The sequence below is a fragment of the Oceanobacillus sp. FSL K6-0118 genome, assembly GCF_038006665.1.
Classification (GTDB): Bacteria; Bacillota; Bacilli; order Bacillales; family Amphibacillaceae; genus Oceanobacillus; species Oceanobacillus caeni.
The window spans coordinates 2,637,330-2,651,932 of the sequence record NZ_JBBOVR010000001.1; the positions used below are offsets into that span (position 1 = coordinate 2,637,330).

General features: G+C 33.6%; 14 protein-coding genes. 2 read left to right on the forward strand and 12 right to left on the reverse strand.

Annotation, left to right across the window (positions count from 1 at the left end):
* Positions 1-10: 10 nt before the first annotated feature.
* The 12 genes from MHI02_RS13510 to MHI02_RS13565 all read right to left on the reverse strand — a co-directional run bounded on the left by MHI02_RS13510 (position 11) and on the right by MHI02_RS13565 (position 11,601).
* Complete coding sequence (locus MHI02_RS13510; RefSeq protein ID WP_060669321.1) at positions 11-1,198, reverse strand: M24 family metallopeptidase; 1,188 nt, start codon at positions 1,196-1,198, stop codon at positions 11-13.
* 99 nt (positions 1,199-1,297) lie between these two features.
* Positions 1,298-1,624 (reverse strand): CHY zinc finger protein, encoded by a 327-nt coding sequence (locus MHI02_RS13515; RefSeq protein ID WP_341165975.1) that lies wholly within the window; start codon positions 1,622-1,624, stop codon positions 1,298-1,300.
* Between the two features lie 60 nt (positions 1,625-1,684).
* A complete protein-coding gene (locus tag MHI02_RS13520; RefSeq protein WP_060669323.1) occupies positions 1,685-2,857 on the reverse strand; it encodes a hydroxymethylglutaryl-CoA synthase in 1,173 nt (390 codons plus the stop codon).
* Between the two features lie 245 nt (positions 2,858-3,102).
* On the reverse strand, positions 3,103-3,756 hold the full coding sequence (locus tag MHI02_RS13525; RefSeq protein WP_060669324.1) for a ribonuclease H family protein: 654 nt from the start codon (positions 3,754-3,756) through the stop codon (positions 3,103-3,105).
* 78 nt (positions 3,757-3,834) lie between these two features.
* Positions 3,835-5,199: a hypothetical protein gene (locus tag MHI02_RS13530; protein WP_341165976.1), complete on the reverse strand. Its 1,365-nt coding sequence runs from the start codon at positions 5,197-5,199 to the stop codon at positions 3,835-3,837.
* Positions 5,200-5,394: 195 nt separating this feature from the next.
* Complete coding sequence (locus MHI02_RS13535; protein ID WP_341165977.1) at positions 5,395-5,556, reverse strand: hypothetical protein; 162 nt, start codon at positions 5,554-5,556, stop codon at positions 5,395-5,397.
* Between the two features lie 277 nt (positions 5,557-5,833).
* The gene (locus MHI02_RS13540) at positions 5,834-6,640 is read right to left on the reverse strand and encodes a mechanosensitive ion channel family protein (RefSeq protein WP_312030842.1); all 807 of its coding nucleotides are present in this window, start codon (positions 6,638-6,640) and stop codon (positions 5,834-5,836) included.
* Positions 6,641-6,779: 139 nt separating this feature from the next.
* Complete coding sequence (locus tag MHI02_RS13545) at positions 6,780-7,508, reverse strand: tyrosine-protein phosphatase (protein ID WP_341165978.1); 729 nt, start codon at positions 7,506-7,508, stop codon at positions 6,780-6,782.
* Between the two features lie 254 nt (positions 7,509-7,762).
* Entirely contained in the window at positions 7,763-9,052 is a 1,290-nt protein-coding gene (locus MHI02_RS13550; RefSeq protein WP_341165979.1) for a PcsB-like coiled-coil domain-containing protein, read from the reverse strand.
* A gap of 175 nt (positions 9,053-9,227) precedes the next feature.
* Positions 9,228-10,352 (reverse strand): M20 family metallopeptidase, encoded by a 1,125-nt coding sequence (locus tag MHI02_RS13555; RefSeq protein ID WP_145524280.1) that lies wholly within the window; start codon positions 10,350-10,352, stop codon positions 9,228-9,230.
* A 130-nt stretch (positions 10,353-10,482) separates the two neighbouring features.
* Positions 10,483-10,788, reverse strand: coding sequence for a DUF378 domain-containing protein (locus MHI02_RS13560; protein ID WP_083452644.1), 306 nt, complete (start codon positions 10,786-10,788; stop codon positions 10,483-10,485).
* Between the two features lie 87 nt (positions 10,789-10,875).
* Positions 10,876-11,601, reverse strand: a complete 726-nt coding sequence (locus MHI02_RS13565) for a YkgJ family cysteine cluster protein (RefSeq protein WP_060669235.1) — start codon at positions 11,599-11,601, stop codon at positions 10,876-10,878.
* Between the two features lie 161 nt (positions 11,602-11,762).
* Between MHI02_RS13565 and MHI02_RS13570 the strand changes: the two genes are divergently transcribed.
* A complete protein-coding gene (locus MHI02_RS13570) occupies positions 11,763-12,635 on the forward strand; it encodes an ATP-binding protein (protein ID WP_060669234.1) in 873 nt (290 codons plus the stop codon).
* Positions 12,636-12,650: 15 nt separating this feature from the next.
* On the forward strand, positions 12,651-14,561 hold the full coding sequence (locus tag MHI02_RS13575; protein WP_047184217.1) for a vWA domain-containing protein: 1,911 nt from the start codon (positions 12,651-12,653) through the stop codon (positions 14,559-14,561).
* Positions 14,562-14,603: the final 42 nt, after the last annotated feature.

Here is a 14,603-nt window from a genome sequence, read left to right on the forward strand (position 1 = left end):
TAACTCTAAATCAAGCAAGCCGGATATTAGGCTTAACTAAAAGTTCCCTAGGAAAGTCCGCTAAAACTTCACATCCCTTTTCTGTTACTCGAAAAGATTCGCTGATTTCAATACCAAAATCATCAAGCCATATACCAGGAATCATATGGAATGTCATATTTGGCTGTAAAATGGTACGATCCCCTTCCCTTAGGCTTGCGGTATGTTCTCCCCAATCAGGTGGATAATTTAGCCCCATCGAGTAGCCTAATCTTGAATCCTTTATAATTCCATGTTTTTCGATGACCTTACGCCATACCAATTCTACTTCCCCACATGTCATACCAGGGCGTATACAATCTAACGTCGTATTAATTCCTTCCACTACAACTTCAGCAATATGTTTCGACCTATCATCAGGGATTCCGAGTATGATTGTACGCGCAAGAGGAGAATGATAGCGTTGATAACAACCAGAAAGCTCTATTATCACGGGATCTCCCTGTTTAAATGGTTCATCCGTCCATGTTAAATGACAAGCTGAAGTTTTATCACCTGTTGGTAAAAGTGGAATAATTGCCGGATAGTCTCCACCAAATTCATCTGTTCCACTTATTTGGGCATGGGATATGGCAGCTACAGCATCAGATTGTTTTCCCCCAATTTCAATAGAATCAAACGCTGCCTGCATTGCAATTTCTGAAATTTTTGCTGCCTTCTTTATACATTTTAGTTCGTTTTCTGATTTAATGATCCGAACCCAATTTATTAAGTTTGTTCCGTCTACTAATGTTGCATTTGGTAGGTTTTCGCTTAATTTTAAGAAATTTTTTGCCGTAAAATAATACGCATCAAATTCAGCTGCAATCTTTTTATTTCCACGATTTTTCAACATAATGAATTCGCTTACAAAATCCATTGGATGCTTTAAATCTGATTGAACATAATCATCCCCATAAGGAATAATATGATTTTGATCTAGCCAAGATGTATGCGAAGCAGCGCTTGCATCCATTTTCCTTCCAATCCAGTACGGCTGATCCTCTTCTATAAAAATGACTAGCAATTGATGTACGTAGAACGACCATGCGTCATAACCACTTAGATAATTCATGTTAGCGGGATCTGTCACTAATAATACGTCGATACCCCTTTCAGCCATACGGTTCCTTACTTTTGTTAATCTTTCTTGATATTCCGAAGCAGGGAAAAACGCCATATTAACTCCTCCAGGATTAGGTTTCTTAATAAACGTTTTTTTAAATAATAACTGCTATATTTTATGCATGAATTATTCGTGTGTTTCTACTAAACATAGTTACATCGCAAAATAATAATGATAATGAATCGAACATCCAGGATTAAAGGAATTCAAACATATCGGACAAATGGACTTACTTTCTAAATACTCTTTTATCGTTAATTCCGTACCACACGAACCACATAACACCGCCTTCATATCGAATTTTTCACGAGGCCATACTTTTTGTTTTCCACAACCATGTTCATGATGGCAAGCAATGCAAGGAAAATATTCGTTACAACAATAAAATTTAATCGCGATACGGTCATTATCGTCATGATAATGCTTACAACGCGTTTCAGAATCTATTGCACCTTTTACATCTTTATTATGAATAAGCATTAATGGTACCTCCTATCAAAAAAACTCTGTTCTTATTATCAAAACAGAGTTTTTTCATATTTATCTCATTTTATTTACATATTGACGCATATCATCCGTTAAACCTGATAAGCAAATGGTAGCGGAATCTTCATTTATATCTAATTCGATGTTGCTACCATCTGTTGGCAACGTTTTTTCAAATATTTGCTCGTATTCTTCTACTGTTACTTCTTTACGAGATTCAAATAAGTCTTTATGTTCTTTTACTAATAAATGTTCTTTATAATTTTCTTCTAGTATTCCAGAGAAAAATTCCCCAACTGCTCCTGAACCATAGCTAAACATACCAATTCTTGAACCTGCCTTGATATCATCATTAAGTTCAAGCAATGAAAGTAAGCTTAAATATAAGGAACCTGTATAAATATTACCTACGTTTCGATTATATAATGTACTAACTCTATAATGTTCTTTTAATCGTTCTTGAACTTCTTCAGATGCATCTTCCAGAACGGTTCTCATCGCTTTTAGTCCCATTTTGGTATATGGTAAATGGTAACACATAGCTTCGAAGTCTTCCAAATCCATTCCGGTTTCTTCTTTATATTTCTCCCATACTTTTTGGAAGAATGAAATATATTGTTCATTTGAAAACTTTCCATCAACAAGTGCTTTATCTGAATATAGCGGACGCCAAAAATCCATGATATCAGCTGTTAATGAAACACTATTATTTTCCAATGTCATGATTCTTGGATTTGCACTAATTAATAAGGCTACAGCACCCGCACCTTGAGTAGATTCTCCACCGGTATTTAAACCATATCTAGCAATATCAGAGCCAATAACTAATACCTTACTTTCAGGATTTAGCGCAACGTGCCCTTTCGCCATTTGAATACCTGCAGTTGCCCCATAACAAGCGTGTTTAACCTCTACACAACGTGCATTCGGTTTTAATCCTAACAAGTGGTGAATATAAACAGCACCAGATTTAGAATGGTCGATACCTGTTTCCGTACCAAAAATAACAAAATCAATGGCCTCTTTATCCGCCTGATCAATAATTTCTAAAGCAGCATTGGCACCTAGTGTTACAGAGTCTTGCGTGATTGGAGGAACCGCCATTTTATCTTGTCCAATCCCAATGGTGAACTTCTCAGGTTCCACATTTCTTGCAACTGCTAATTTATTCATATCCACATATATATGAGGTGTGTAAAATCCTATTTTATCAATACCTATCTTCATAATATTCTCCTTTTCATTTAAACTAAAGCCTATATGTATTATTTTTTTCCACTTTAAATGGTAATACAATCTGTTCATTTATACAACTTTTGTGTTAATTTGTCGCAAACAAATTTTATTTAACTTTAGAAAACTCGACATTCACTTTAAGCTGAGTGAACCCCTTATAAGACAGGTAACACCTTTATACTTTTCTGTCTCTAAAGTAAAAAGTGCAGTAAAATTCAACTGCACTTTCCGCTTAGTTATAATTGAATATTACTAGCAATCTCCAACCCTTCTAACGCTTGCGATGCTAGGTGATCCGCTTCACGATTCTGTTTCCTTGAAATGGCCTCATATTCAGGGTGTATTCCCATTTGCTTCATTTTGTCCTCTACTCTGTCGGCCCATTTCGTTAAAGTTTCCTCGTAACAAGGCCACTCACCACTTAACTGGTTGATGACTACTTGAGAATCCCCCACAAACTTGACTGGCAAATGATGTACACCTAGTGCTTCCAATTCTTGTAATCCTAAATATAAAGCGGCATATTCAGCCTCATTATTGGTTTCTATTTCTTCAACAAATGCATTCTTTCTTTTACGAAAATGTTTACCATCTTGTTCATAATAAATAACACAGCCAAGCCCCGATTTCTTTGACTTTGCATCAAATCCACCATCAAAATATACAGATATATGATGAGGCTCGGTTTGAATTCCCTCCAAAAACTTTTTGAGTTCTTTCAATGACCAAGTCCGATCCTGTACATCGATAAAAGTAACTTCTTTTAACCGACCAGTTTTTTCCATATCTTCAGCAATTAAAATTGCCTTTTCCATTTTCATTTCATCTGAAGAAAATCTGACTTCTACACCTTTAGATGTTTTATAGATTATTTCCATTCTTATGTTCATGTCAAATCATCCTTTAAATAAAAATACAAACTCATCCGTTATTTAGTATATCCAAATGAGAGCTTTTGATTTTCCAAACTATAGAATTAACATTGCGATTAAAATACCGATAAATCCAAATATAAATGTAAAAGGAAGATTACGTAATGTAATTAAATATGGATTTTGGTTTGTATTGATAGAAGTTAGAGTAACTGTTATTCCATAAGAACTTGAACTGGAAGTTGCAAGTGCTGACACGATAAGTACGATTGCAATACTAGTTGGATTTATGATATTGAATAAAGGTGCTAATATCTCTACTAAGACCCCTATTACTCCTATTGGATGCACTCCAATTAAAGACATTAAAAAATAGGTGATTAAAATTAAAACAAAAATGATAAAAGGGCTATTTGCATAATGCATAAACGGTTGTTGGATTACTTTTAACGCAGGAGTTGCATTTAAGCTATTTGAAAAGAAAGCTAAAGAAATAAATAAGACTACAAAATTTTGCATTTTATTGGTTTGTGTCTTCCATAATTTATAACCTAAAATTTTAAAATGGTACCATCGTTTAATAAGGAGTGCCCAAATAGCGGAAAAAGGTAAAATAACTAATGTTACAGCAATAATAAAATTCAGATTGAACAAATTACTTACCATTAAAATGAACGCTAAAAACAAAAATAGTGCAACAAATAATTGTATTAGTTTTTTAACAATTTCTTTTGAAGGTAATGGTATGGTTTCCTTTGGTGATTCAAAAGGAATATTTTTAAAACGCCATTTTCCCACTATCACATCTACTATTAGGGCGATGAAGGATACTAATAATAAGTATGGTAGAATCTTTAGATAATTAACACCAGTAGCTCCTACGGTAATTGCAACAATGATTTCCATTGGACTCCATATTAACGCAAGGACATATGCACGTACTGTTGTTTTTGAAATGAATGTATCCCTTACCTTCTTACTTAGTTTATTCAAATTCTCCTTCAATACTTCTTGTGCAATATTAATACCTGACAAATTTAAAAACATCATTAAAATGTAACTTGTAAAGGTTCCTTTAACATAAAGACTTCCAAGATTTTCAACCTTTTTTACCATTAGCTGATTAATTTGCTTATCATATTTTCCAACGTATACAACGCTATTAATCCATGGTAAAACGAGAAGAAAGCCTAGCATTGTCATATTGGATGTTAACAATAACGGAATTTCATATATTGATAGATTTGCAGAATAAAAGAAAAAAATGCCTGCAAACATAAAAGCTGTACCAAGAATCTTAAATAACTTTGAAGCTCCAGGATACGAAACGATTAACATCGGAATTGCTAATATTCCAATCATATAATCTAACCATGTCTGCCCCCAAAAATGATTGATTAATGAAAGTAAAATTACAAAAGTATAAAAAATAAACAAACGATTATAAAGCCAACTCTTCATTTATCCATCTTCATCCCATCCCACTTATTGATCTATATAAATCCCCATTCTACTCCTTTATTAAAATAACATCAATATCCTAATGAATGTAGTCTTTAATTACTATTTAAGGAAGTATGGAGTAATTCTTAAAAAAGTTCATCCTATAAAACAGAAGCATAAAGAATGATACATCTTTATGCTTCAAACCAAGTTTTATTTGCGTTTTCTTTTATTTTCCTTACCGTTTAAATTAAGAAACTCGCTGTCTTCAGAAAACTCTACGTCATCTCTTTCACGCTTAGGCTCTGTATTATACTTGATAACGTTTCTTTGTTTTCCCTTATCTTTATTTCTATTCTTATTTTGCTCTGACATATAAATGCTCCTTACTATCTTTTTTTAAATCTTTTTATACGAAGAATTAATTTCCTGGAGGACGATTCGTTCTATACTTCTTATCGTCTTTCATTTCGTTCAGTTCTTTTTTATTCTTATTCTTTTTCTTTTTACCTTTACTCATCTCAAAACCCTCCTTTTAAAATTAGTTTGAACGATTTATTGGAATTAATTCGAAAGAAAAAACACCTTAGGGACAAGTTACCTAAGGTGCCAATGAAACTCGAATTATTTTATGAACTAATAATTGGTAAGGTTAGGAAATAGTAATACCGTTTTGATCTAGTGCTTCTTTCATCGCTTTTCTTAATTTCCTTTCTACATCAAACTGTGTATCTGTTTTCGTTTTACCAATAACACGTAGAACAACACTTGATGATTCTATTGACTGTACTCCAATCACGTTAGGACCTTCCACAATATTGTCATCCTCTTCCCGAATTCGATTACATACATCCTGCAATACTTGAATTGCTTTATCGATATCATCATTATAGGAAATACTAATATCAACTAGTGCACGCATATTTCCACGAGAATAGTTACTTACCGTTCCTATATTCCGGTTTGGGATATAATGTACCGTTCCATCTGACCCTCTTAATTTAGTAGTCCTTAATCCAATTTCTTCCACAACCCCATCAATTCCAGCAACTGATACATAATCATCCACGTCAATTTGTTTTTCTAATAAAATAAAAAAACCAGTTACAACGTCGCTTACTAAACCTTGAGCTCCAAATCCAATAGCAAGACCAATAATACCTGCACCAGCTAATAATGCTTTAATGTCCAAGCCAAAAAGTTCAAATATAATTCCAATTACAATAAATAACAAGAAGTATGTAAATATATTGATACATAATGCTTGCAATGTTTGAGCTCTTCCGGTGGTTACTTTTTTAGTTGATTTTTCAAATACCTTTTTGATAGCGCGCTTCCCTATAAACTTCACTATGTAATAGATAATAATTATTGCAATTAATTTAAGGGCAATAACTCCAATATCTAAAAGTAATTTTGTCCAATTAATTCCTTCTATCCAGTCAATCAAAACATTCACCTCAATAATCTTTATTTACTAGATTCATTTGAAAAAAGGGCACAAATGTCGATACATGTTATATTACCCCGAATCAAACATGATAAAACATTTTAACATAAAAAACTACTATTCGCTATTTGAATAGTAGTTTTTAGTATCAATTAAAGTGTATGAACCTTTTTCGAATCTTTTGGATAGCTTCATTAGATATGCCTACAGAAAGTAAGTAATTCTCAAATGTTCCATGGTAATGGATAATATAATCATATGCCTGTAAGATATATTCACGGTGGGAATAAATATAATGACGAGAGGAATTGAGTTCTAAATCATGTAGGGATTCTAGTTCAGAGTATGATACCTCATAATTTGCAACAATATCCTTCTTTTCCACACCAGCCAACCCTAACAATAACATGGCTAGAACTCCTGTACGATCCTTACCTACACGACAATGAAAAAGTATGCATCCATCCTTCGCTTCAGAAATAATTTGAAAAATTTCTTTCACTGCTGCTTTTTGTTCCAATAGTTCTATGTAAAAGTCCCCCATTGAATAGTCCGAATCTACATTGTTATATTTGGTAATATCATAAATACTCTTTGTAATAAATGGTGAATGATGGTAATCAAAATCACCCCTTACAGACAATGAATTTGGTTCCAACTCTAATTCTTCTTCTCTTCTTAGGTCAATAATTGTTTTCACACCATAAGCCTTTAAAAAGCTAATATCTTCATCATTCAATTTACCCACGTGACTCGATCTTAATAAAGAATGCCATTTCGTCTGTTGTCCTTCACTCGTACTATAACCACCTAATTCCCGACAGTTTTCCAATCTCGTAATTGGCAAGCGCACCCAATTAAGCTTTGCGTTTTTCATCATCGGCCTCCTATTATTCAAAAAATTGTGACCATTTAATTTAGATTATATGTAATCCCTAAGAGAAATACAATCACTTTAGACTATAATTTGTTTTCCGTGAATAAGCGCAATAAAGATTAGTAAACGGTTAAAACAAAATCGGAGTTTCTCCTCTGTGATTGCCATGATGTCAAATATTAGATATAAAAAACGCTTGGATTATATCCAAGCGTTTTTTCGTTTAAATAACATACCATATTTTCTTTAACTTTCTATTGAATCGTTACTTTAACTGTACGGGCGCCCCAATTAACTGCTGCTTCATGTGTTGGAACGTAGACATCTATTTTATTTCCTTTAATGGCACTTCCAATATCTCCTGCTATTGCATAACCATAGCCTTCTACATGAACAACAGATCCAAGTGGAATCACGCTAGGGTCTACAGCTATAACTTTCGCATTTGGATTCTTTCTTAAATCAATTCCGGTAGAAGTCATTCCAGACCCTCCCGCACTTTCTAAAGTATACGCGGTAGCACTAACAGTTATTGTTTTCTTTTCTTTTTCAACCTTTTTTTCAGGTTCCTTTTCTACAGTGTCTTTTTGTTCTGCTTTCGGTTTAGGTGATGCACTAGTTTCAGTAGTCTTTTCTACTTTATTCGTTTCTTCTTTTTTATTTGTTTCCTCTTTATTTGTTTCTTCTACTTTTGGTTTAGAGGAAACGCTAGTTTTGCTAGTACTATTATCTGTACTAGTTACTTCTACCTGTTTATTTTCCTCTTTGTTAACTTCTTTTGCCTTTTCTTCCGCAGCAGCTATTTTTTGCTTCATATCATCTTCAAGAAACGCAAGGTTACGATCCTTACTCTTTAGTTCTGTTACTAATTCTTGTAATTCACCTTGTTTATTCGCTAATGCGTTTTTACCATTCTCACTTTTTTCTTTTTGTTCTTGTACAACGACGATTGCTTCCTCTTGTTCAGCTTTCATTTCGTTCAATTCATTAAGTTTCTTGACGGAGAGTTTTTGATTCTCCTCCACTTTTTGAATATCTTTATCTAATTGTTCCATTAAAGTCGCATCTGATTCTACAATTTTATTTACTGTTGATACCCGACTAACAAAATCTCCGAAGTCTTGTGAGCCAAATATAACTTCTAAGTAATTAACAGATCCACCAGATAATTGATAGGAAGAAGCTCTATTTTTCAATATATTATAGCGTTTTTCAATGCTCTTCTCTAACTTACTGATTTCCTCTTGAAGTTGATTGATTTCTTCTGTTGTCGAGTGAATATCATTATCCGTTTTGTCAATTAGGGCTTGTTTCTCAGTTAAAACTTGATTTACCTGTTGAATATCTTTGTTTAATGAGTCTATTTCAGAAATAATACCATTCATTTTTTCTTCTGTAGCTGATAAATTTTCTTGGATGTCACTTCGTTCTGTTTGAATGCTATGTAAGTCTTTCTCTGATTCAGCATGGCTTTTAATACCAAAAAAAGAATTCCCTAGAACCAATGTTGTAGCTAAGGTAATTGCAGTTAATTTTTTATTCAACTTTTTCCCCCTGCTTCCCTTTTATATTAAAAATAATAGATTAATATGGTGACAGTATATCATTTTAAAATGTCATGATTGTTATAGTTTTATTACATTTATATTTCACTCTAATTCTAGAAAATCTATTTTTCCACATAAAAAAACAGTTTTTACGATAAAACTGCTTTTTTACCTATAGTTCGATAATTAGTTTACATAATAAGGCAGTTCGTCTTGGAATTTCACTTGCAAGGATATGTTCATCCTTTACATGAATTCCATAACCAATAGCCCCAAGACCATCTAAAGTTGGCACTCCTAAATTAGCCGTGAAATTAGCATCACTACCACCACCAACATAAGCTTCTGTTAATTCTAGACCGAGGTCTGTTGCGACTTTTTTAGCTATTTTAAATAATCTTTTTGTTCCTTTATTTCGGTCCATTGGTGGCCGACTAATCCCACCGCGAATTTTTATCGAAATCCCCTTTCTTGTTGGTCTTATATTTTTAATTAAATCATCCATCCTATTTTGCTCTTCTTTCGTCCTTGCCCGTACATTTACCCCAAATACTGCTTGGTCTGGAACAACATTTAATTTACCGCCGCCTTTAATGGAACCAATATTAACCGTTGTTCCTTTATAATAATTAGTTAGGGATTGCAAAAATAATATTTGTCTTGCCGCTTCTTCAATTGCATTAATGCCCAATTCATGATGGTTTCCGGCATGAGCCGATTTCCCTTTAATCTCAACAAAGTATCTGGCTGAACCTTTTCGCCCAGTCTTTAACGCACCGGTTCCTGATACCGGTGGTTCCGTTACAAGCGCATAATTACTGCTTTTAGCTTCTTTTTCAATAATTTTTCTTGAAGTAGGACTGCCAATCTCCTCATCACTAGTACAAAGAAAAACAACTTTTTTTGTTAATTTTATTTTTAAATCTTTAATCGCTTTTAATGCCCAAATTGCTTGTACAAGTCCACCTTTCATATCTAATACGCCTGGTCCATAAACCTTATTTCCTTCTATTTTAAAGGGCAAATCTCCTTTATCCCAAACGGTATCAAAATGGGATAAAATAAGAATGGTTTCTTTTCCCTTACCCATTGTAAATCGCAAATGATTTCCATACTTTTCTTCTTTTATTTCTTCAGCTTTATAACCAAAGTACCTTAAAAACAACTTTTGTATACGTTGTTCACAAGCATCCACCAATTCTTTATCCGTGGAAGGAGAATCCCTTTCCACAAGAAACTGTATATCCCGCAAAATATCTTTCTGATGAAGCACCATATACCTCTTAATCCGATCCATCACTTCTCCCCCAAAGTTCATACATATCTATATATTATATACTTTTTTTAAAGAGCCCGGCACTCTTGTTTTAAGAGTTTAATTAAGAATCCAATAGACAATAAAAAAATAGCCTTCTATTTATGAAAGGCTATTCCTCATCTTTTTCCGTTTCTCTCCTATTTCCCTCATATTCCTCGGCGACTTCTGTACTATATCTGACATTTCCATCTATCGTATCAACCGTAGGAATAATGCCAATTGGATAGAGTGTTTTTGTTAAATAATATAGACCACTTAAACCAATAACCCCATATACGATTCTTGACAAAAACGCATCTTGCCCTCCAAAAAGCGCCGCAACAAAATCTAATTGAAAAAAGGCAATGACTCCCCAATTAATCGCACCAACAATAATCAATGTCAATGTAACACTATTTATAATTCGAATTATCATTTACCATCACCCCAAAATAAAATCGATACGTATAGCATTTGTATTTTTAGTAATTTTATTTATAGGGTTCCTTGTACTACAAGATATTCACATCGAACGTAGCCAACTAGCTAAATAATCTGTTTGATAAACATCATCTGGATATTGAATAAAAGCTGTATTTCCTTCATCATAAAGGAATTGCATAAATTCATTTAATGCTCCCATATATTGTTCATATAAAAATTCAAAGCTCACGGTTTCCTTCGGCATTACGTTTTGCTCACAAACATCAGGATCAGTATAATTTACATACGTTCGGCAAGGTATTGGACGAATTTCATAAGCCATACATTGATTTGTTTTGGTATCAAGAAGCGGACAGGGTACAAGACTTCGACGATATTTCAATTTAAAGTCTTTATCTTCATTAAAATCAAGTTGAGTTAGGGATTCTAGCTTCTCTCCGTATTGTTGATAATAATTAGATAAATGGTGTTTAATCCTATTTCTTCTTTCTTCCGGAAAATTCTCGATTGCCTTTTTCATTATTTTGGCTTCCATTTCATTAATAATAATTGGAAAATAGCAGCAAAATGCACACCCCATTCTACACGTTGCTTCCATCTGTACTGCCTTCTCCATATTACTCATTTCTTCGCTAACCATTTGTAATAATTCTATAAAACTGTTCAATATTTTTTCTTCCGTAGAAGTTTCTTGATTAGCCCATTTTTCAACTATTTGATAAAACTTATCTTCATCTATTTCATAAACGTCACTTAAACGACTACATTTATCTTGTATTTCCTCAAAAGAAAGATATTGATCCATCTATAAAACTCCTTTTTTCACTATCTTTCTATTTTCGATGAAAAGAAGGTGATTGTAAAGACACATTCAAATTTCATAATATTCAACAGAATAAGAATACAGCATGGGAAAGTGACAAGGAATGAAAAAAACCTTACAATGTTGGGGAAAGGAGTATGAACATGAACTTAACTTATTCGTTACCAGAATCGATTCAAGCGATTCTCGAAAAAAATAAAAAGACCAATAATCCATTAAATACACTCATTCGCCAAGGTGGATATATGCCACCAAATATAGATTTATTAGTAGATGCCATTACTGCACTAAGTATGGGGAAAAACATTTTACTTAAAGGACCAACTGGGGCAGGTAAAACGAAATTCGCCGAAACATTATCCAATCTATTTAACCAACCGATGTTCAGTGTTAACTGTTCTGTCGATTTGGATTCGGAAAGCTTATTAGGATTCAAAACTTTATCTTATGAGGATGAAAAACAAGTAATCGAATTTATCCCTGGTCCGGTTATTAACGCAATGAAACATGGTACATTCCTATACATCGACGAAATCAATATGGCTAAGCCGGAAACTTTACCGTTAATTAATGGTGTTCTTGATTACCGGAGAACCATAACCAACCCTTTTACAAATGAGATGGTAACTGCAAAAGATGGATTTGGCGTAATTGCCGCAATTAATGAGGGATATGTAGGAACTGTACCTTTGAATGAGGCATTGAAAAACCGCTTCGTAGTGATTGAAGTTCCTTATATCAAGGGAGAACAATTAAAACAATTGATTCAAACGAACACCGAACTCAAAGACGATAAAACCATTGATTTATTTGTCAAATTATCAGCTGACTTCATTCAAGCAGTTTATCAAGGGAAATTATCAGAAGATGCTGCTTCAATCCGTGCACTTTTAGATGCTTGTGATTTAAGTGTTGTAATCCCGCCTAAACGTGCGATTCAACGAGCCATTATCGATAAACTGAATGAAGAAAGAGAACGTGAATTCATATACAATTTAACTGAAACATTATTTTAGTTAGGAGCATTAATCATGTATCGTTTTCATAATAGCAAGGTAGATACAGATCTTTTTATGCAACTTCAAGATTTATCATCCGTTCTAACTGAAAATGAAAAAACCGCATTTGAATATAGTTTCGGTTCGTATATCGATATTATTGACAACAAAGTAACCGCTAGTCGTATGTGGGATACGGCAAAAGAAGATTATAAAGAGGCTGGTTTTAAATCTGATGTATTTCTCCGTACGATTGGATCTTTCCATTATTCTAGTACGAAAGCCATGAAGGAATATTTAGAGCTCGTACAGGAAACGGATTTAAAAAAGTTTTCATCCCAATTATTTGCCCTACTTGAAGATATAAGACTAGAGGAAATCATAAAAAAAGAACGTCCCGGTACCAAAGAGGTATTTTCTATCCGGAGAAAATACTTAAAACATAAATTTGAAAATGAGTTGAATTCTCATGTAACCCGTGGATTAGCATTAGATGAATTATTTTGTCTCATCTATTTATTAATTCAAGCTGATAGTCCTGATCCGAGTTTTCCACGAGCTAATGAAGCACAGCTCCATCAGCTTGAGAAAATAAAATCGTATCTCTATTTAGTTTTTGAAGCGAAAACAACGTATGATATTGTTCGAATTTGTGAGCAAATTGTGTTTCCTCTAAATTCTATATATCAAGATACCATCTATGAGTATTTTATTTTCCCAATAGGTCATGTAGAGCAAATGGAAAAGGATAATCTATTTGATGAACTCACGCGCACGGATGAATTAAAAAATGATGACAAAGAAGAACTGGATGAAGATAAGAATGAATATATGGATGAACGTTTTTCCAGTTGGCATCGTGAAAATCAAAATAGTGACAGAAAACAAACATTTCTTCAATTCGAACTAGAAGTTGGAACAAAAACAAATATTATGGGCGGTGGTGCACGAGAAACAGAAGATGCAGACCAAGCTATGGGAACCATTCAAGGATCTTCGGGTCAATCGAAAAATAAAGACTACTCCGATGTTGAATCTTTAGATAAACAAGAATCTAAACAAGGAAAAAGTGGGGAATTCGAATTCGGGGAGGAAAATAAAGACGCTGTAAAAATCGTGAAAGAAGCTACCAATCCGACCAATGAAGATATAAATACGTATAAAGAATATAGGAAAGATATTGAACCACTTATAAGAAAACTTGCTAATACGATTAAGAAAACAATGGAACATAAAAAGAATGCTCCAAGAAAAGATTTAGTTTACGGCCGATTGTCAAAAAAATTACTTCCGATTATACTGGATGATCATCCGCGGGTCTTTTATAAAAAAGATTTGGAATCAAAGGAATTTGATGCGGTTTTTACTTTGCTTGTAGACTGTTCGGCATCGATGCAAGGTAAAATGGAAGAAACAAAACGAGGGATCGTTCTTTTTCATGAAGTTTTAAAGCAATTTAAAATTCCTCACTCTATTATCGGTTTTTGGGAAGATGCAATGGAAGTGACGGAAAATTATCAACCTAATTATTTCCATATGATTCACACCTATCACGACTCTTTCTATCAAAATAACGGTGCGAAAATTATGCAACTTGAACCACAAGAAGATAATCGTGATGGATTCAGTATTCGTGTAATGACGAAGGACCTTGTTGCTCGACAAGAAAAAAATAAGTTTCTTCTCGTTTTTTCTGACGGAGAACCCGCTGCATCTGGTTATGACCAAAACGGAATAGTAGATACCCATCTAGCAGTTTCAGAAGCACGGAAACAAGGAATTGAAGTAATTGGTATGTTTTTAGCTGATAGAGAGATTGATGAAGCAGAGGATTTAACGATGAAAAATATTTATGGAAAAGAAAGACTTATGATTCCAAGTGTTTCCGAATTACCAGAGCAATTTGCCCCACTACTGAAAAAATTACTATTAAAAACAATCTAATTCGGGAAGTGCTAGCACTTCCTGAATTTTCCACTAATTAAA

Coding starts and splice junctions, on each gene's coding strand:
- MHI02_RS13535 (WP_341165977.1), bottom strand. CDS start 5,556: ATGTCAGAGCAAAATAAGAATAGAAATAAAGATAAGGGAAAACAAAGA.
- MHI02_RS13560 (WP_083452644.1), bottom strand. CDS start 10,788: ATGATAATTCGAATTATAAATAGTGTTACATTGACATTGATTATTGTT.
- MHI02_RS13525 (WP_060669324.1), bottom strand. CDS start 3,756: ATGAACATAAGAATGGAAATAATCTATAAAACATCTAAAGGTGTAGAA.
- MHI02_RS13570 (WP_060669234.1), top strand. CDS start 11,763: ATGAACTTAACTTATTCGTTACCAGAATCGATTCAAGCGATTCTCGAA.
- MHI02_RS13530 (WP_341165976.1), bottom strand. CDS start 5,199: ATGAAGAGTTGGCTTTATAATCGTTTGTTTATTTTTTATACTTTTGTA.
- MHI02_RS13575 (WP_047184217.1), top strand. CDS start 12,651: ATGTATCGTTTTCATAATAGCAAGGTAGATACAGATCTTTTTATGCAA.
- MHI02_RS13515 (WP_341165975.1), bottom strand. CDS start 1,624: ATGCTTATTCATAATAAAGATGTAAAAGGTGCAATAGATTCTGAAACG.
- MHI02_RS13555 (WP_145524280.1), bottom strand. CDS start 10,352: ATGGATCGGATTAAGAGGTATATGGTGCTTCATCAGAAAGATATTTTG.
- MHI02_RS13510 (WP_060669321.1), bottom strand. CDS start 1,198: ATGGCGTTTTTCCCTGCTTCGGAATATCAAGAAAGATTAACAAAAGTA.
- MHI02_RS13545 (WP_341165978.1), bottom strand. CDS start 7,508: ATGAAAAACGCAAAGCTTAATTGGGTGCGCTTGCCAATTACGAGATTG.
- MHI02_RS13565 (WP_060669235.1), bottom strand. CDS start 11,601: ATGGATCAATATCTTTCTTTTGAGGAAATACAAGATAAATGTAGTCGT.
- MHI02_RS13520 (WP_060669323.1), bottom strand. CDS start 2,857: ATGAAGATAGGTATTGATAAAATAGGATTTTACACACCTCATATATAT.